This window comes from Mycoplasma imitans ATCC 51306 (assembly GCF_000518305.1).
Classification (GTDB): domain Bacteria; phylum Bacillota_I; class Bacilli_A; order Mycoplasmatales; family Mycoplasmoidaceae; genus Mycoplasmoides; species Mycoplasmoides imitans.
On the sequence record NZ_JADI01000008.1, the window covers coordinates 18,113 to 38,143 of the forward strand.

Sequence of the window (20,031 nt, forward strand, 5' to 3'; positions counted from 1 at the left end):
CATTATGGATACAATTAAATCTCAAATCGATAAGAATGAACTAAAAGAATTAAAAAAGCAGATATCTAACCACTCTAAAGAGTTGGTTAATTTATATTCTGATTGAGCTAATCAACTTAAAAGAATAAAAGATCTTAAAGAAATTCATAAACTGTCTTTAAAGTTTGGTAAGGAAATAGTTATTTTAAATCAAGAAATCTCAAAACTAACAGTTCCTAACAAGATAAAAAGACCAGATTATTCAAAATATACTAGACCAAGAATTGATAGCATTAATACAATCTTAAAGAAAAAGTTAAATAAAACTAATTACGACTATATTTTTCAAAATAATTCAAGGTTTGCTTTTATTCAAGAAGAACATAAGTTTAATACCGATCGCTCACTTGAAAAATTAGAAAAAAGTATAAATTCTCATTTGATAACTGATGACTATAAAGACAAAAGATGTCATTTGTACTTATTAGATTGGTACGCAAAAACTTTTAAGATAAATTCTAGAGAACTTTTAAAAAATAAAGATTTTATAAAGTGTTTTATTGAATCTTGTATTGATTATGAAAGTTGTTACGACTTACATTTTGATAAAAATAATCAATTGAAAAAATTGGAATATTCAACATGCACAGAGCTTAACCACAAACATAATAAAGTTGAATTTTCTAACCAAGGCTTTAGTTTAACTAACGTCAACTGCATCTTTTATTATCAAAAATCAATTAAGAAATTCTATTGAAATATTCTCTACAAATATTTAATTGAAGATTCATGAATTTTTGGTGAAAATAACGAATCACAATTAATTAAAATTAATCAACTATATAATGGTTATTTAAAAAACCAATCAAATTTAGAAAATTTAAAAATTATCGGTAAAAACGAACAAAAAGTAACCGAATTTAATTTAAATAAAAATAGTTTATTAAACTCAAAACAAGAATCTGAAATACAAGAATTTATTCAGTTCTTTTTGATTCATCAAGCTAAATGACATAAAAAAGTTTCATATTTAAATTTTGAATATATCTTTAAAAAAGAAATGATTGATTTAGTTATTGAAGAAATTGATTTAAAAAAACTTGATTATTTAGTTATTTATTTAGACAACTTAAACGGAATTAACTTTCTATACGAAAAGATTTGACAAATAATTGATTTTTTTAAATCTATTAATAAGAATTTAAATAATGAATCTAAAACTAAGATTGTTTTCTTTAATAATATTCATCCCGATAAGGTAATTTCAAGATTAAAAAGATGAAACCCTCAATACGACTTTAATGAATTAAAACAAGCTATTAACGAATCTTTTTACGATAATAAAAAAATATTTAATTTCGTTTTTAAACACAAGCAAAATAATGAAAAAAACGACTTAATTAATCAAAGTCAAAATAATTTAAATACAGTTGAAAAAAGCGGCAAAAATTATATTTTTCAGTTGAGAGAGTACCTAAATAAACAAGAGGATTTTTTTACTGAATTATCTGATTGAATAGTTAAAATTCAACCATCAAAAATTAATAAAACACAATTAGTTAAATTTGTTAATTATGCAATTAAAATAGTTAACGAAATAAGTAACTTCATGATAAATCAAAAAATCAATCCTAATCATGTGCAAGGAGATGATTTTATTTGAGACAAAATCGAGTTAATTTATCGATTAGCTCTTTTAGATAAAAATGTTAGCAGAAAACTGGGTGAAACATTTGATAACTCACCATTAGGTTGCTATTTTGCTACATTATGAAATCAAATGAAGTAGCAAATTTATTTTTTTTACATATAAAAAAGTAAAATATAGGCATTGTATTTTAAAAATACACTAAATTTAAATATATACATGTCGGACAAAAAAATTGGATTAAGTAGTTCTGAAGCTTTAGAACGATACCAAAAAGATGGCCCAAACACAATTAATATTGAGAAAAAGAAAAACTATTTCTTAGTTTTCTTATCGCAATTTAAGGATTTGATGATCATCATCTTGTTAATTGCTACTGTAGCATCATTTGTTGTAGCAATCCTAACAGGAATCAAGCATAAATGAGATTTTAATGCTGATAACGGAACATTAAAGATTGAGCTTGTTCAACCTTTTATTATTTTGTTTGTTATAGTTATTAACTCACTTATTGGTACTGTTCAAGAGATTAAATCAGATCAAGCAGTAAAATCGCTAAATAAATTAAATCTAACCAAAACAAAGGTTTATCGAGATAATAAATTAGTTCAAGTTGAATCTAGTGAAATCGTTGTTGGTGATGTAATTATGTTAGAAGCAGGTGATGTTATTCCTGCTGATTGTAAGATTATTGAATCGAGTAATTTATATTCAAATCAATCAATTCTTACGGGTGAATCACTTCCGGTTAAGAAGTATGAATACAAAATTAATGACGAATCGAACCTGCCAATAATCGAAAGAAATGATTATTTATTTTCTGGTGCATCAATTACTAATGGTCACGCATTATGTGAAGTTATCGGTATTGGGATTAACACTGAAATTGGTAAGATTTCTTCGTTAGTTAATAAACAAAAGAAACAACTATCGCCATTACAAATAAAGTTAGAAAAACTATCAAAAGTTTTTGGCTACACGGGAATCGCTTTATTTGTTGTTGCATTTATTATCCAAATCGTCTTAAACGGTATCGGAAATATTGGTTCAACTTGACCAGCTGCTTTAGCAGCTGCTATTTCATTAGCTGTAGCAGCTGTTCCAGAAGGATTAAGTACGTTTGTATCAATCATCTTAGCGCTAGGAATTAAAAATATTGCCAAACAAAAGGCAATTGTTAAAAAACTTTCATCAATTGAAACGTTAGGTTCAGCTGCTGTCATCTGTTCAGATAAAACTGGAACAATTACTAAAAACCAGATGACTGTTGTTGGGTTATGAACTAAACAAGTTGACGGAGTCAGGCAATTAACAGATGATCATAAGAAATTACTAATTAATTCAATCTTATGTTCAACCGCTAAGATCAATTTTGATCATGACAATAAGATGATTGAGGTTGGTGATCCTACTGAAACTGCGCTAATCAGATTTGGGATTGAAAATAAATTTTATAATGCTGATGATTTCAGACATTATCAGATTAAGGTTCATCCTTTTGATTCAGTTAAAAAGATGATGTCAGTCCAAATCTTTGATAAAAATACAAACACCGGTATTTTAATTGTTAAAGGTGCGCTTGAATCAATCTTGAATATTTCTAATAAAAAAGATCAAGATATTTTTATTAATCAAACTAAAGCCTATGCTGATCAAAGTTATCGCACTCTAGTAGTTGGTTCAAAACCAATTGATAAGATCTATGATCATTTCGAAGATGTCGAAAAAGATGTCAATCTTGATGGGATTATTGCTCTGATTGATCCACCTCGTGAAGAAGTAATTAATTCAGTAAACTTAGCTAAAGCTGCAGGAATTAAACCAATTATGATTACTGGTGATGATTTAAATACAGCTAAAGCGATTGCTAAACAAGTGAATATCTATGACGAAAAAAACGATTTAGCAATCTCATCAATGGAATTAAGTGAAATTGATGATGCGACCCTTAAAAAAGATATTGAAAAATACTCAGTTTATGCAAGAATGTCGCCTAAAGATAAGATGCGCATTATTGATGCATGGCAAGCAAACAATCAAGTTGTTGCAATGACTGGTGACGGAGTAAATGATGCACCAGCATTAAAGAAAGCTGACGTTGGTTGTGCCATGGGAATTACAGGAACTGATGTTGCTAAAGAAACTGCTGACATGATTATTGTTGATGATAATTTTGCAACAATCATCAACTCGGTTGAAGCAGGACGTAAGATTTATCATACAATTAAAAAAGTGATTCAAAATCTGTTAATTTCATCAGTGGCTGAGCTATTAGTTTTTATTATTGGTTTAATCGTAATGGTGCCTATCTACCGCCATATTATTAGTACAAATCCTGATATTGCTAATAAATTAAAACTGATTAACCAAACTCCGCAAGACTTATTTGCAAAGTTTAGTTTACTATCTGCAGCCCAACTATTGTGGATTAATATCTTAACTCACGGTTTTCCTGCAATTGCTTTAGGAATTCAAAAATCTAAAAACGAAGTAATGAACGTTCGCCCATACTATAAGTATGAAAATATCTTTGCTAGAAGAATGGGAATTGATCTATTATGACAATCGGCATTCATTGCATTAATGTCACTAATCGCTTATAGTATTGGAATTAATTACGCGATTTATTCAGATAATATTAAAGTATTTGAATCTTTTAATCAGATCGGTTCATCAATGGGCTTTATCGTTTTAGGGATAGCGGCTTCAATTCACTGTTTAAACTTAATGTCTGATAAATCTATCTTTTTAAGTTCAATTAAGTATTACTGATTAATTTATGTAAGTACGTTATTTTCAGTTTCATTAATCTTATTAGTAGCACTAGTAGGTCCGATTGCTTCAGTATTTAGAATGGACGATCAATTTATTAATAAGCCTGATTTAATTGGAATCAGTTTAGCGATGGGGGTTGCAATTATTCCTGCAATGGAAGTCTTTAAGTTTTTTGTTCATTTTAGAACTAATCATCGCCCACCAATTAACGAATTCAAAATGATTACCAAATAGGTAATTTCTTAAATAAATAAAGATTTTTAACTTATAAAAATAGCTTAAATTATAATTTAGAATACATTTTAATGATCAAAACATATAAATAAAATTAAAAATTCAAAGAGAAAATTATGCAACTTATTGAAATCAAAGAATTGTTATCATCGCACTCAAAAAGAGAGGATGAACAAGTCGTATTAGTAGGAACATTTAGGTCGATCCGCTCTTCAGCAGCAATTGGTTTTATCGCTTTTAGTGATGGAACTGCACTTGAAACGATTCAGATCGTATTTAAAAAAGAAAATACCCCTAACTTCGAAGAAATTATTAAATTACCATTATCATCAATGATTTTGGTTAAGGGTGTTGTAAGAAATACCCCTGGTAAGAAACAACCATTTGAGATCCAAGCATCTAAAATTGTTGTATTAAAAGAAGCTGATCCTTCTTATCCTTTGCAAAAGAAAGCTCACGGTCCTGAATTCTTACGTGAAAATGCTCACTTAAGAGTGAAAACTAACAAGTTCTACGCAATTATGAAGATTAGAAGTGAGCTAGCTAATGCGTTCTTTGAATTTTTCAAAAATAATGACTTCTTATATGTTCATGCACCAATTATTACTTCAAACGATAGCGAAGGTGCTGGTGAATCATTTGAAGTAAGTAGTCCTAATGATCAGAATTATTTCAACACTAAAGCAAGCTTGACAGTTAGCGGTCAGTTTGCTGCTGAAGCTTACGCTCAAGGATTCAAACGCGTATTTACTTTTGGACCAACTTTTAGAGCTGAAAAATCACACACTTCAAAACACTTATCAGAGTTTTGAATGATTGAACCTGAAGTTTCATTAATGGATCTTGATAAATTAACAATCTTGATGGAACAATGCGTAAAACACGCAATTTACTACTTATTTGATTATGCAAGACCTGAACTTGAATGATGTAATGAAAATCTAGAACCTGGTTTAATCGATAAATTAAATAATGTGATTAATAACGACTTCCCAAGAGTTGAATACCGTGAAGCAATTGAACTACTTAAAAAAGCCGTTGAACAAGGTGTAGAATTTGAAGTTAAAGATATTCATTTTGGTATGGATCTAAAATCTGAACACGAACGTTATTTATGTGAAAAGGTGTTCAAACGTCCAGTATTTATCATTAACTATCCAAAAGATATCAAAGCATTCTACATGAAGCTAAATGATGATAATCAAACAGTTGCAGCTACTGATCTATTAGCACCTGGAATTGGTGAGATCTGTGGTGGTTCACAACGTGAAGATAGTTACAACAAATTACTAAGACGTTGTCTAGATCTTGATATCGATCCAGAGCTAAATAACCTACAATGATATCTAGATCTAAGAAAATATGGATACTACCGTTCAGCTGGTTTTGGTCTAGGTTTCGATCGTTTACTAATGTATGTAACTGGTTGTGATAACATCCGTGACACAATTCCATTCCCACGTTTCCATGGGCAACTTGATTTTTAGAAATATTCCCAACATCCTTACCACAATTCGGATTATTATCTTAATCCCAATTTTGGTATTATTTTATTTTAGTCAATTTGATAAACACACAGTTTATCAAATTAATTTTTTTAAATTAGCAACTCTTAAGATAAATCTGTATTTCTTAATTATTGGGATCTTGTTTGTGATCGCTTCATTCTCTGATTTTTTAGATGGGTATTTAGCAAGAAAATATAAGATTATCTCAAATTATGGAAAAGTGTTTGATCCGATTGCTGATAAGTTATTAATTAACTCTGTATTAATATATTTTGCTTATCTTGGGATCGTTAACTTTTATCTGGTAATTTTATTAATCCTAAGAGATATTTATGTTGACGGATTAAGGGTGTTTGTATCAACTAAAAAGATTGTTGTGCCTGCTAATATTTTTGGCAAACTAAAAACCGTAGTTCAGATGATCGCGATCATCATTACGTTTTTTATTGCAGGTCAATTTGTTATGAAAAACACGATTGCTTATCACGTGTTTAACATTGCTTATTATATAGCAACATTCTTCTCATTATTATCTGGTGGTATTTATTCATATCAAATTTACAAGAAATACCAACAATTGACTAAACAAGAAAATCAAACACAAAAAACCTAACTAGTAAAAATGATTGATTATAAAGATATAATAATTAGCTATTTAAAAAAACATAATTGAACAATTGCTGTAATAGAATCACATAGTAATGGCATGGTTACTAATGCTTTGTTAATTAACAACCAATTAAATCAGTTATTCAAAGGTGCGATCATTTTTAAAAATCCTGATAGTGTTAATAATTTCTTAAAGCTTAATCACTACCAATCAATTGATCAAAATCAACTTTGATCAACAGATGATCACAACCATTTATCTCAAGCTGCTAACAAATATTTTAATGCTGATCTTTTAGTTAATTTTGTTCATTTTGATCAAGATAAAACTAAACAATTAGTTTTTAGTTTGATAATTAAAGATAAGATTATTGAACACACAATTGATCTATCAAAATATCAATTAGATAACTATATTCACCCAGTGAGTATGATCGTTTTAAATAATTTAGTTGAAGAACTAGTTGCATACCATGAAATCAACTAAAGTTGTCGGAATCATCCTAGCTAGTGGATCATCAACAAGATTGAATTTATCCAACCAATTAAAACAGTTTTATCTTGTTAATGACAAGATGGTCTACGAGTACAGTTTAGATCAGTTTGTAGCTTCTAATCTATTTGATCAAATTTATCTGGTAGTAAATGAAGAATATTTAGACAAATTAAAAGCTAAGTATAAGAATATTTCCGTGGTCAAAGTAATCCAAGGATCAAAGATTAACCGCCACCTTTCATTCATTAATGCGGTGAACGATCTGATTGCAAACAATTATGACGATTACACAAAAATCCTTGTTCATGATTCTGCACGAGCTAATATCAACCAAGAAATATTGATTGATTGTATCAATGCATTAGATCAACACAAATGCGTTTCGCTTTATCAAGATATATCATCAGCACTAATTCAATTTAATGATCACAATCAATTTGTTAATCATGTTGATCGTAATCAAATTAAAATGATCTACACTCCTCAAGCAACATGGTTGCATAAGATTAAGAATTTAATCAACGATCAACAAAATCATTTAGATTTAACTGATTTTTTATTAAAATTAAAAGGAGTAAAAGCTCATTGGATCAAAACTAAAATTGATTGTTTTAAGATCACAACAAGTGCTGATTTAGAGCACTTTAAAGCATTAGTTAATAATAGAAAAGATGAATAACGCTTATAAAACCAATTTTGATTTAGTCGTAAGTGAAAATAAGATTTTTCACTACGACAACATAAAAGTTCAAAACAACCAAATTATTGGTAGTTGTTATGTTACTAATTACCAAGAACTATTTGAACTGACGATGAACTGTTCTTATGAAATGGATAATATTAATGCTTATGTTGATCAGTTTTATCTGGTTTTAGAAGATGAAAACCTATATGATGACTTAAAGATGATCTTAGCGATCTGAAAACAAAAAGCGCCATTAATTGATAATATTGGTTTTATGATCCATGATAAGATGATCTATCAAGCAAATAATCATCCTTGTGCTTGATATCATGCTTATATGAAAAATCAGTTAATGAAACTGATCGTAACTCGATCAAGATGAGATGATGAGAATGATCTTACTTATCGTTCTCAATACAAGAATATCGATCAGATCAATCCAAGTTTTGAGCCCGATAAGTTAAAACAAGAATATCAAGCTGCAAAAATGCGTGAAGAATATTCTTCACAACGTAAAGAAGCAAATCAGTTTGATAGTAATAGACTAAGAAGTGAAGAAAAAAATCAACGATCAAATCAAGATGGTTTTAGTTCTATTAGAAACAAAAAAGAAGAATATGCTTCGCCCAAAAAACAATATGATAATCTAAGATCTTTTAACCAACACCAAGTTGATGATTTTGATCTATTTGACGATCGCGATCAAATAGGAGAAATTAAGAACAATTCACTTAACTATCAGCCTAATTTAAAATCTTTTAACAATTCTTTAATTAATGATAATAACAACTTCTATCTAAGTGGTTATGAATCTAAATTTAATGATTCTAATATGGCTGTAGCAAAATTAGGTGCAGTCGGTTTTAATGATTCATTAGCATCATTAAAACAACGAATGGATGACATTGACCAACAGATTGGAAATTATGAAAGTATTACTCGTGAACTAAGCGATTTGGCTAGTGATAGTTTTAGCTTTGATTATGCTAATCAATCAAGTAGCCCAACACTTGAAATTAGCGACTATAGCTTAAATAGCAGTTCAGCCATTACTGATACTAGTGGGTTTAAAGACCTAAATTCATATGAATTTAACGATTCAACAAAAGATCTCTTGCTCAATCACTCAGATGACTTCAACGATTAAAATCGTGCTATAATAAGAGTGTAGATATGATGGTTGATTTTTAAGTTTATCAACAGTTTTTTAACATATGGATATTAACTAAATGTCCCTGACTGTTTATCAAGCTGATATATATATATATATATAGATGAAGCCAAAAAGTCTAAAGAAATATAAGAAAGCCTTAATTTGAATCTTCTCAGCAGTTGGGATAATTTCTGTCCTTCTAGGTGGAATTATCTATACTTCTGTTAAGATTTCATCTTCACAATTTAATAAGCAAATTAGTAATCCGATTGAAGTTCCAAAAAGAAATAATACGCTTATAGGTTTTCAAACGCTTGCAAGATTCAAAATCGAAAATTTAGACTTCGAATTACAAAAAAACATTTACAGTCAAAATGAAAATGCATTAGTTAATAAAGCAGCTGTTGTACAAGACAATTCAATCATTAATCATGACGGCGAACCTACTGGTCAAAATGAACGCCAAGTGCCAGCTCCTGTTAAGATTCTAGCTAAAGAACAAACTGGCCATACTAGTGATTTTATCTCTGGTTATACTGATAACAACAGTTATTACCAATCACCATTTTATTACAATGATCGAGTGTTTATGCCGATCTTAGATTCACATAGCATTTATTTAAAAAATGAACGAACTTCTAAAGAAATTGGTTTAGATAGTTACGAAGGTTGAGATAAAATTGGGTACAGTACTATTAATAGTCGTGTTAGCTTTGTTCAATATCGAGCTACAGATCAATTAATAGCTAAATTTAACCCATCTAATAAGCAAATTTTTGCGATGATGATTAATCTGTATCAAGCAGATCCAGCAGTAATCAACAACACACTTAGGAATTATTTACCCGATTTTGTAATCTTGTCTAATGCTGATAATCAGATTATCAAGCGATTGGTCTTTCCTTCATCAGTTAAAAAGTTAACGATTAAATCAAACTTACTTGATCGTTTTGATTTTAGTTTGGCAAATTCTAATATTCAAGAGTTAGAACTATACACACCAAACCTAACTGAATACAATCCGTTAGCCTTAAATCCAGATACGCACTTAATTTTTGATACTGCTTATTCTAAGCCGTTTACATCAATTAATTTATATGGTGCTAAATTAACAACTCAAGAAACGCAAGAGGCATTTAATGATATTTTTGTAAGACGTTATTACGAACGTTATTTGCAAGGGGCTTTTGTAGGTGGGTATATTAGTTTATTAGATTTATCTAATACTGGAATTAACTCAGTCAACGATTATGTTGTTAAAAACATTAATCCTGCTTATAGTAGTTACACTTTAAGTGTTACTTACAATCCAGGTGATCCTGGTCAAATCTCAATTTTAAGAACAACAACTTCAATTCCATCAGAAACACAGCCAACAAACCCATCAAACAATACACCATCTCAACCAACTGACCCAAATATTACTACTCAGATTGATGCTAAAGAAAAAGATTTGAAATTAGTAGTTTCATCTACGATTCAAGTCGATACTCAGGTTGTAATCAATGTTGTTGGAAAATACCTATTAAACAACCCTAGAGTTAATAATGTTGACATCTCTAGAATTCAATTAAAATCTGGTACTTTAGTAGATATTGCTAACAATTTTAAAACCAAAATGAGTTATTTAAACGTCTCAGTTTAGACTTGGAATTTTTTGGTTTGACTTTAATAATAATAATTGAATTATATTAACTGTTAATTTGGTCGATTCTTTTATAATTCAATTGTAATTATGAAGCTAATCAAAAAATTATCATTTGCACTACTAACAGCAGGGTTATCTGGAGTAGTAGTTACATCATGTGGATCATTTAATAATCCAAATAATAAACCTGAAAAAACAGTTTTGTTTCAAAGCGCGCAAAACAGTAGTTTTCCTTTAGATCGTTTGATGCAATCTCTTGTTGATACGTATAATAATGAACATAAAAACGATTCAGATTTTTTAAAGGTTGTGTATCAAAACTCTGATATTAATCATTCAACATCAGAATTCAATTTAGCAAACTCGGTCATTAATAAAATTAAAAGTAACGCAGATAATATTCCTAACATTATTTTAAGCAGTTTATCAGCTTCTTATTTAATTAATCAATTTGAACGGTTATTAGATGTAACAACTGATAATTTCTTTGCTTCAAAGCCTTTTATTAATCAGGTCAATGAAGTAACTAAAAATATCATTGGTGCTAATCACATAACACAAAACGCATTACCATTTGATTTAACTGATTTAGATGCACTTTATTTCAATAAACCAGTGATGAAAAAGTTGTTTGCTTTATTCAAACTGGGTGGTGGAACGGTTGATGAAAATTCAAAGATTTTCAATAATTTAAAAACAGAAACTACATTACCAGCTGATAATTTCTGGTCTACATTAACCGTAAAAAGTAATGAAGTTTATAATGGTCAAACAATTAATGATCAAACATTTGATAATTTAGAATCAATCTTTAAGTTTACTAAATTGTTATATAGTGGTTTGAATCTAACTAACCTTACTCCAGCGTCTGATAAATCTATTTTCGAGATTGATTATGATCGTAATGTCTTAACAAAATACTTATGAAATAAATTGGGAAACAGTGAAAATGATTTCTTATGAACGTTAAAAGCTGATCCTAATGATCCTAAAGATTTTGCGGTAAATTTTGATAATTTATCAAAGGAATCAACAATTAAAGCAACCAAAGATGCAATTCAATTTTGATATGACAATATTAAAGTAACTAGAACATCAACTAATAAAGATATTCGCTCAATCAAATTAAATAATAGTGGGCGATATGGTTTTAGTTTTAATGATATTAGAAATAACAATGCTGCATTTGCTTTAGGTCCTACTGTAACTTTAGGACAGGCAACAATATCAAAATATACAATCGATACATTTATTGATAAAACTAACAAAACTGATGAACAAATAATCCAAGAAGCAGAACAAAAATTTGTTCATCCAGATGATGTTTATTGATCTGACCAACTTACTAAAATGGATAGTAGCTATAAACATTCATACATAATCGGTGGATCTTATTTAGTTCCAATTTCTTCAAGTGATCAAGCAGTTAATAAAGCTACAATAAACTTTTTGAAGTATTTATATTCAAGCAAAAATGCTGCTACTAACAACTCTAAGCCAGTTATTGAAAAAATTGAAGATGGTAGCGGATATTTCGTTCCGTTAAAAAACAATTTTTCTGAAGTGATAAATTCTCAAAGACAAGATCAGTTAGGTGAGCTAGCTAAACAATACAATTTTTCAATGTTGGATATGACTAGAAAAGTTTTTGTATATAAGAATAAACCAGAAGAGTGAGATAGTTATTACTTTACTCAAGCTGGTTTAATAACTAGAAATGGGCTAGACAGTTTTTTAAAGAATAGTGAAAACTATTCGTTAGTTGATGCAAAAAACGATAGTAAAACTGCAGCAATCTTTAAATTAATAAGTGATAACGTTTTAAATTCAGCAGTATATAACTCAAAAGTTAAAACACCAGATGAAATTATGAGTTTGATTGCTCAGGAATTAGATAATAAGTAAACAATATAAAAATTGGTAAGTAAAAGTGTCTAATACGATTCTAAAGATTGAAAACCTTAATGTCTCTTATAATAAAAAAGTTGTCCTTACTGATATAAATGCTGACATTTATGAGGGTGAGTTGGTTTCTATTTTGGGACCAAGTGGTTGTGGTAAAACCACACTATTAGGCGCTATAGCAGGATTTATCAAGCCTCAAAAAGGATCAATTAAGTTTTCTGGTTTTAGCAATAACGCTGATATCGAATTGGGTTTTGTTTTTCAAAACTCAATTTTATATGATGAAATCAGTGTTTATAAAAATATTTACTTATCACTAATAAATTCATTTAATCAATATTATTTAATCTATTTAGATTGTTATTTACAAACTAAAGTGATTGATCAAAAACAATATGATGAATTAAAATCATTATTAAAATTATCACTAAATAATAAAAAAGAAAAAAGACAGTTTAGATTTAAATTGTTTTTAATCAATTTTGCGCTGTTTTTTAAAAGAAATAAGACTTATTTTGATTTTTTAAAAGCTTTAAAATCAGCAATAAAAAACAGAATTAATGAAGTTGCTAATAAACTAAATATTAAAGATATTTTACACATGAAAGCAGCCAATTTATCGGGCGGTCAAAGACAGCGTGTTGCAATAGCTAAATCATTGATAAAACATGTTAAATTAATCCTATTAGATGAACCGTTCGCTTCATTAGATGCTAAGATTAAAGAAAGTTCAAGAGATTGGTTAAGAAAAATTCAAAAAGACTTCGGAATTTCAATGATTTTAGTAACTCATGATCAAAACGATGCGATGTTAATTAGTGATAGAGTTATGTTTATCCACAATAATACAATTGCTCAATTTGATAAGCCAGAAATCATTTATAATTCACCAATTAATTTAGCTACTGCTAAATTTGTTGGTTTTCCTGAGATTATTAAATTAGCTAATTCTAAAAATAAATACATTAGACCTAGCAAATTAAAGATTGAAAAAGATAAAGATTCATTACTAAAAATCACTAATATTCAAAGTATGGGATCACAGGATATTATTGAATTTTCATCTGATCATCTTGAAGGTTTATCAAAAGTAATTGTTAAAGCTAACGAATTTAATTTAAATGATCATATCAAGATATCATTTGATGAAAAGGATGTGATGACATTAGAATAGTTATGCTGCTTGATAAATTTAATAAAAGTAAGACAAAAATTAAGAGCAATACAATCGGATTATTTTTATTAATTCCGATTATTTTACTTTTAATTTTATTTACGTTTTTACCGATTGTTTTATCATTTATCGAGTCATTCAAGGTGTATGCTAAACACAGCATGATTAACTACAATTTTGGTTTTGAAAACTTTACTAATTTAGTTTCAGATACTGAATTTAAAGATGCATTTTTAAACACTAATTTGATGATTTTTCTAGGTACACCTTTAGTGATTGTTTTAGCTTTTATTTTTTCACTAATTTTTTGTGAAATATCATCAAAAATCTTTAAGAATATTGCTGTTGTATGTTTATTTTCACAATTCTTTACTTCAGCGTTCGCTGTGGGGATTTCATTCATCTACTTTTTTAGTACAAACAACGATGGTTTTAATAGGTTGTTTCATACTAGAATTAGGTTTACAAATGACTTTGAAGGTAGAACAATTTTAATCGTTTATTTTATTTATTATGTGTGAAGATTACTACCATTTAATGTAGTAATGATTAGTTTCAGTTTTTCAAATTCGCTAGAAAAATATAATCGAATTATTAAGATTGATCGTATTAAATTTTGACATAAAGTTTGATATGTTTATTTAAAAAACTTTAATACAGTTTTTTGATTGCTTTTATACGTTAATTTTGCTAATGCTGGATTGTTTTATCCTGGAGCGATCGTGAATGCCAATTTGCGTCTAACAAAAGGTAATACGTTAGCAAGTTATTTATACGATCATATTAATCCAAACGAGAATTCATCAGCCCAGCTAAATTACTCATTAGCAGCAGCTGCTAATATTGTAATCATTGCTTATTTATCACTATTATCAATTAGTTTTTTGATAATTAAAAGATTAAAGTTTAATCGATTGTTTAACAAGATTAGAAAAGTTATGAGTAAGAAGGGAGAGAATTATGAAAATATTTAAAAATATAATTTTCACCTTAATAATCGTCGCGTTAATCATAATTGTTTTATTCCCTTTATATTACTTGATTGTACTGTCTTTAACCTCTAACAATCAGATTACTAGTGGGATTACAAGATTATTACCAGATGGTTTTCATTACAGAAACTATTCAGGATTAATTAACGAGCAATTTGCTTTATCATTTTTATTAACATTCCTATCAGTTTTAATTCTAATTGTTCTTAAGTTAACTGCTACGTTACTAGCCGCTTTTGGATTAAATAAAGTTACTGATAAATTTAGGAAAATTTTATTCTTATTTTTTTTAATAACTTCATTTATTCCTGAAATTTCAATTTATCTTTATTTGTTTAGTACACTGAACCAATTTAGATTCATTAGCACAAACTCCCTAGCTTTTGTTTTAGGTTTACCAATCTTATTCTCATTTTTTATGTTGATGTTGTTTTATAATGCAATCAATAAAGAATATCAACTAAGAAGAAACTTAATGCGAATTGATCGGATTAAACCCCTACAGGCATTTTGATACGTTTATTTACCTAAATTAAAGGTACCAATCTATCTATTAATTATCTTTACTACAATCGAAGCATGAAACTCATTTTTATGACCACAACTAATATTATCAGGTCGAGTTTATGAAAATAATACGCCAATTAATACGATCAGTACATGGTTTTTAAAATTAGGCTTTGTTGACAGACTAGATCTAATTAATGTTAGAGCAGCTGGAGCATTTATCTCGACTTTGATTCCATTATCAATCTACATAATTTGTTCAAGAATTATTAATAAAAGAATGTACAAAATGGTAGGTTAAAAAAATCGCATATGACTAATCTTATGCGATTTTTAGTAACTAAATAATTAATTATCCTTAACGCTGTTAAGAAATTCTTGAATTTCTTTATCTCGATCTTGGTTTAGTTCATACTCTCCAAAGCCATATGAACCTACTACTTCAGCACCAAAAAAAGTTAAAACATCAGTTAAGATCGCTCTTACCATTGGTGCACCTTTAGCTCCAGGTGTTGCTGCAACAATATAAGCTTTTTTATTGCTTAATCATTTCTTATTAATTGAAAGTCAATCTAATATGTTTTTAGCAAAAGCCGGGATATAACCATTAATTTCAGGGGTTACAAAGATCATCTTTTCATATGGTAATAATTTTTCATTAAGTTCGTTGATCTTATCAGGAACTTCATGAGCGGTATCACTTGAAATGTAATCGACATGATAATCAGCTAGATTAACAAAATCAAAAGAACCTAATTTAGCAATCTTAGTTGCTAGTTCGTAATTAATTGATTTGCTAACGTGACTGTTAGAACAAGATAAAACGATAGTGTTATTTTTCATATTACTAATCATTAAATTCAGAAAAATGTTTTCTGTTTATTTCACTAAAATCTTTTTCAAGTTGGTCGCGAATTTCTTTGTACTGTTCTTTGTAACTCTCAACAAACCTGTTGAATACATCATAAAGCGTTCTAAAAATAATATCTGATTGTTGCTCCTCATCAAGAGGTGATACCTCTAAATGAAAATTAGAATCATTATTTCAATCTTGTTTAATGTAACTTGCTAATTTAACTAAACCGTCGTCAAAATTAGGTCTTTCACTTTTTTCTGAAAAAACAAAATTGACATTCTCACGATTATGTTTATCATCACTAATCAAGTTTACATGATAATCATTATCAACTTTTTTAAATACTAGTTTATTCATTGTTATTGTCATCTCCGTTTTGTTTTATAAGAATTTTGTGTCGTTTTTTAAATGCTTGAATACCACCTTCAAGATAGTGAGCTGAAGGGTTTTCATTAACTATTTCATCTTCAATGATATCTAACTGTTCGCCTAAATTTGATTGGCGATAAGAATTTTTAATATCGTTAGTTCTAAACGAACATACTGTTGTTGTGCTTGGATTGGTTAAGATTCCTGTGTTAGAGTTATGAGTAACGATAAATAATTGCTTAATATATGGGTTCTTTTCAATCTCTGGAATCAATGTTTTTGCAATAGTGTAACTATCAATATTATCTTCTGGTTGATCCAGGAATAAGATTGGTGATTTACAATTTCTGATTACGCGACTTACACCATAACTTGATCTAGTTCCTAACGATAGTTTTTCATAATTGGAACCATCTAATAAAACAGTTACTTTATTTTTTAATGCTTTTTGAAAATGCTCTTTTAATTTTTCTAATAGCGGATCGTCATGCTCTTTTTCATATATATCATTCTTAAATGAATTATCTTCTAAAAAACGATTTAGTCAATTTTTTTTGTTGGTAAGATCAGTACCACTAGGTGTGTATAAAAACTTTTTTAAAAATTCGTATAATGGTGTACCATCTTCGCTTGTTCTAAGCAAATCGTATTTGATGTTAATTTCATACCTGATATCGGGATCTATTTTACTTTCGCCTTTATTGCTAATTGGAATTTGTGAAAACTTCTCATCTAAGAAATTATCAAAGTAAGCAAAATTTGTTGCAATTGATTTTGCAATATTTTCAAAGTAATTTTTTAAGCTAGCACTAAAAGACGCAATTCTACGATCGGTATCTTGTGATTCTTGCAATCGTTTAGTGTAATATTCATTTGTTAATTTAGCAGCTTTATACTTAACATTATCTAATGATCTTTCAGTAATTGAACTAGCATGCAATCTCAGTAGTGTTAATACAGCATCAGAAATTTTTTGATATTCTTCTGAACTTATAAATTCAATTTCATTAAACTCATTGTTATATTTTTTTATCTTGTATAGATAAATTTTTAAATGATTATATAGTTCGCTGTGACGCTCAATAAAAGCATCATTTAGTCTTTGTTTTTTTGTATTTAATGAACTGTGTAATAATTTCTGAATTTGCTCTAATAAATGTTTATTTTTAACATTTTTCAGTTTAAACAGATCATTTATATTAAACTCATGTAATGCTTTAAAACTTTCGCTAGTATCATAAAAAGATGTAAAGTAACCTTTAAAAAATTTTTTTAAATCTTCTGCGGCAAATTTGCAACTTTCTAGTAAGAATTTTTGCTTTTCTTTTTCAAAATTTTTAGCAGTATCTAATTGAGTTTTAATTCGATCATTCTGAACGACAATATCATCTCTATGTTCAGTTATGGTATATTTAGTTCTTTTGTCTTTTCAAAGCTTTGTATCGTTATTTGAATATACGATCTTATCAATATTAAAACCAAAAACTTTAGCGGTATCTTCTATATCTTTATCATCATTACTATAATTAGCATGCATCGCGTAGAGAATTTTTAATAACGACGATTTTCCACCACCCTTAGTGCCAATAATCACATTAACACCGGGTTTGAAATTTAATATATGTTCACCAGAACTATTACTTAAAACAAGTTGTTTAATGTATTTCTTATCGTTTTCAACCATACCTAATAATCCTTATTACCATAATAATAGTCAACTATTATTATAATACATCATCGTTATTACAAATATAGTTTTGTTTTTAAATCTTCAAAAGTTATTAACTGATCTTTTGCAATATTAATTTTTGTTTTTGATGCTTTCTCATCATAGTCTTTAATATCATGGCAATCACTAAAAAATACTTGCTGATAATCAACACCTAAACGTTGTTTAATTGCGTTTGCTAAGCGACTTTCGTTTCCTTTTGCTACCTCAACATATTTAACATATTGAAGAACGTTTTCAATGTCTTCATATGAACATTTACCTGATTTGCCAACATCGGGTATAATGAAAAAATCAAAGTTGGCTTCTTTAAATGATTTAACTAATAAATTAATATCAACACCGATATTACGATTTTGTAAGCGTCTTACTAATAAATTTAATTCTCATAACCGATCTTTAGCAAGATTATTGTTAAAAATAAAGTTGCAATCTGCTTTATTATTAGTTGATTTAATCCGAAATTCTACGCCTGGAAAGATCGCAATTTTGCGATCATCAATCCGATCAATCATACTTTTTAGATCAAGATAAAAGTCATAGCTAAAAACATCGTGATCGGTAAAACTAAATGCACCAACATTATTTTGTTTCAAAACGCTTAAATATCGATCAGTACTATAAGGGTTCTTGGGTACTTGTTTTTCGCCTATTTGTCGAGAATGGTGGCTATGAATATGTAAATCTACTAGTTGATAATTATTTTCCATGGTTGATTAAAAAAAAGAAAAAAATTAATAAGTTAATACCTATTAATTCTTATAAAGTTGTTAGATTATTAAATAAACTGAAGTTTATTTTAATAAGAATTGGTTAATAAATTTAGCAACGCCAAGGTTTTCGCAGTTATCAGCTTGGTACTTAGCAAAAGTTTTGTAAACGTCTTTAGCGTTATTTACAGCAACACTAAGATTTGATCATTTAAATAGATCAACGTCGTTATGATTGTCTCCAAAACAAACAGTGTTATCTTTGGTAATCTTATTGTTAAAGTTGTTTTTAACTCAGAAGATACCACTAGCCTTAGATTCATTGGGACGAACTACAACGTCTTGTTTGTACTTGGTAACAGTTACATCACCATAATTATTTAGATCAATAAAGAAGTCAATCTCGCGTTGTGTTAATGGTTTTAATGCAATGGGTTTGGTGCTTACTGTAATTGCAGTAATTTGGTCGTTATAAAAACTACTAACCTTAGATAGATCAATATGTCTTAATTTAAACATCTCATTAGGATATTTCTCATTAAAGAATTCATCTTGTAATGTTCATCAAGATTTGTTCTTAGATACATAAACTCCAAACGGAGTGTTAATGCTATATGAGATGTTTTTAAACTTCTTAGCTAAAACAATCAAGCGATCAACGACTGATTTTTCAACATAAGAAGCTTTAACACACTTATTGTTAATATAAACACAAGCTCCATCATCAGTTATCGTAGGTAAATTAAACATATTAGTTTTACTTAATAGTGGATACACCTTACGATAATCTCTTCCAGTTGCAATTCCAGTATTAATTCCTTGTTGAATTAATTTTTGAAAAGCTTCAACAACTTCATTAGGAACATCAAACAGATCTTTGTATTGTTGGCCCTTGTATAAAAACTTAGCATCCTTTTTAGATGTAATGATCGTATCGTCTAAATCAGTATAAACGAATTTGGTATTTCTTAAACTCATATTTTAAACATTAATATAATTTTAAAATATCTAAAAGCAATAATATTTAAATTTAAAATTAATAATAGTAATAATA

The 20,031-nt window shown here is 28.4% G+C and carries 17 protein-coding genes; 12 read left to right on the forward strand and 5 right to left on the reverse strand.

Features of this window, described 5'->3' with window-relative positions; translation table 4 throughout:
- Positions 1 to 4: 4 nt before the first annotated feature.
- From P690_RS0101005 to P690_RS0101060, 12 genes are all read left to right on the forward strand, one after another.
- Positions 5 to 1,768, forward strand: a complete 1,764-nt coding sequence (locus P690_RS0101005) for a hypothetical protein (RefSeq protein WP_027121944.1) — start codon at positions 5 to 7, stop codon at positions 1,766 to 1,768.
- A gap of 78 nt (positions 1,769 to 1,846) precedes the next feature.
- Positions 1,847 to 4,636 carry a cation-translocating P-type ATPase gene (locus tag P690_RS0101010; protein ID WP_027121945.1) on the forward strand — a complete coding sequence of 930 codons (2,790 nt, stop codon included), beginning with the start codon at positions 1,847 to 1,849 and terminating at the stop codon, positions 4,634 to 4,636.
- Positions 4,637 to 4,752: 116 nt separating this feature from the next.
- Positions 4,753 to 6,123: an asparagine--tRNA ligase gene (gene asnS / locus P690_RS0101015; protein WP_027121946.1), complete on the forward strand. Its 1,371-nt coding sequence runs from the start codon at positions 4,753 to 4,755 to the stop codon at positions 6,121 to 6,123.
- The gene (gene pgsA / locus P690_RS0101020; protein ID WP_245576649.1) at positions 6,104 to 6,757 is read left to right on the forward strand and encodes a CDP-diacylglycerol--glycerol-3-phosphate 3-phosphatidyltransferase; all 654 of its coding nucleotides are present in this window, start codon (positions 6,104 to 6,106) and stop codon (positions 6,755 to 6,757) included. Before asnS ends, pgsA begins: the two co-directional genes overlap by 20 nt.
- 93 nt (positions 6,758 to 6,850) lie before the next feature.
- Complete coding sequence (locus P690_RS0101025; protein ID WP_245576651.1) at positions 6,851 to 7,240, forward strand: hypothetical protein; 390 nt, start codon at positions 6,851 to 6,853, stop codon at positions 7,238 to 7,240.
- Complete coding sequence (locus tag P690_RS0101030) at positions 7,227 to 7,928, forward strand: IspD/TarI family cytidylyltransferase (RefSeq protein WP_156920492.1); 702 nt, start codon at positions 7,227 to 7,229, stop codon at positions 7,926 to 7,928. The genes P690_RS0101025 and P690_RS0101030 overlap by 14 nt, the downstream gene beginning before the upstream one ends.
- The gene (locus P690_RS0101035) at positions 7,921 to 9,081 is read left to right on the forward strand and encodes a hypothetical protein (RefSeq protein ID WP_027121949.1); all 1,161 of its coding nucleotides are present in this window, start codon (positions 7,921 to 7,923) and stop codon (positions 9,079 to 9,081) included. The genes P690_RS0101030 and P690_RS0101035 overlap by 8 nt, the downstream gene beginning before the upstream one ends.
- A 127-nt stretch (positions 9,082 to 9,208) precedes the next feature.
- The gene (locus P690_RS0101040) at positions 9,209 to 10,732 is read left to right on the forward strand and encodes an IgG-blocking protein M (protein WP_027121950.1); all 1,524 of its coding nucleotides are present in this window, start codon (positions 9,209 to 9,211) and stop codon (positions 10,730 to 10,732) included.
- Between the two features lie 90 nt (positions 10,733 to 10,822).
- Positions 10,823 to 12,640 (forward strand): P68 family surface lipoprotein, encoded by a 1,818-nt coding sequence (locus tag P690_RS0101045; RefSeq protein WP_027121951.1) that lies wholly within the window; start codon positions 10,823 to 10,825, stop codon positions 12,638 to 12,640.
- A gap of 25 nt (positions 12,641 to 12,665) precedes the next feature.
- A complete protein-coding gene (locus tag P690_RS0101050) occupies positions 12,666 to 13,814 on the forward strand; it encodes an ABC transporter ATP-binding protein (protein WP_027121952.1) in 1,149 nt (382 codons plus the stop codon).
- Positions 13,815 to 13,816: 2 nt separating this feature from the next.
- On the forward strand, positions 13,817 to 14,788 hold the full coding sequence (locus tag P690_RS0101055) for a sugar ABC transporter permease (RefSeq protein WP_027121953.1): 972 nt from the start codon (positions 13,817 to 13,819) through the stop codon (positions 14,786 to 14,788).
- Entirely contained in the window at positions 14,775 to 15,614 is an 840-nt protein-coding gene (locus P690_RS0101060; RefSeq protein WP_027121954.1) for an ABC transporter permease subunit, read from the forward strand. The genes P690_RS0101055 and P690_RS0101060 overlap by 14 nt, the downstream gene beginning before the upstream one ends.
- 47 nt (positions 15,615 to 15,661) lie before the next feature.
- Here P690_RS0101060 and P690_RS0101065 read toward each other — a convergent pair whose 3' ends face one another.
- From P690_RS0101065 to P690_RS0101085, 5 genes are all read right to left on the reverse strand, one after another.
- Entirely contained in the window at positions 15,662 to 16,156 is a 495-nt protein-coding gene (locus P690_RS0101065) for an NADPH-dependent FMN reductase (RefSeq protein WP_027121955.1), read from the reverse strand.
- A 4-nt stretch (positions 16,157 to 16,160) separates the two neighbouring features.
- Positions 16,161 to 16,526 carry a hypothetical protein gene (locus P690_RS0101070; protein ID WP_245576653.1) on the reverse strand — a complete coding sequence of 122 codons (366 nt, stop codon included), beginning with the start codon at positions 16,524 to 16,526 and terminating at the stop codon, positions 16,161 to 16,163.
- Entirely contained in the window at positions 16,519 to 18,222 is a 1,704-nt protein-coding gene (locus P690_RS03945) for an ATP-binding protein (protein ID WP_245576655.1), read from the reverse strand. Before P690_RS03945 ends, P690_RS0101070 begins: the two co-directional genes overlap by 8 nt.
- Before the next feature lie 59 nt (positions 18,223 to 18,281).
- On the reverse strand, positions 18,282 to 18,977 hold the full coding sequence (locus tag P690_RS0101080) for a hypothetical protein (RefSeq protein WP_027121957.1): 696 nt from the start codon (positions 18,975 to 18,977) through the stop codon (positions 18,282 to 18,284).
- An 84-nt stretch (positions 18,978 to 19,061) separates the two neighbouring features.
- Entirely contained in the window at positions 19,062 to 19,955 is an 894-nt protein-coding gene (locus P690_RS0101085; protein ID WP_027121958.1) for an HAD-IIB family hydrolase, read from the reverse strand.
- Positions 19,956 to 20,031 lie beyond the last annotated feature (76 nt).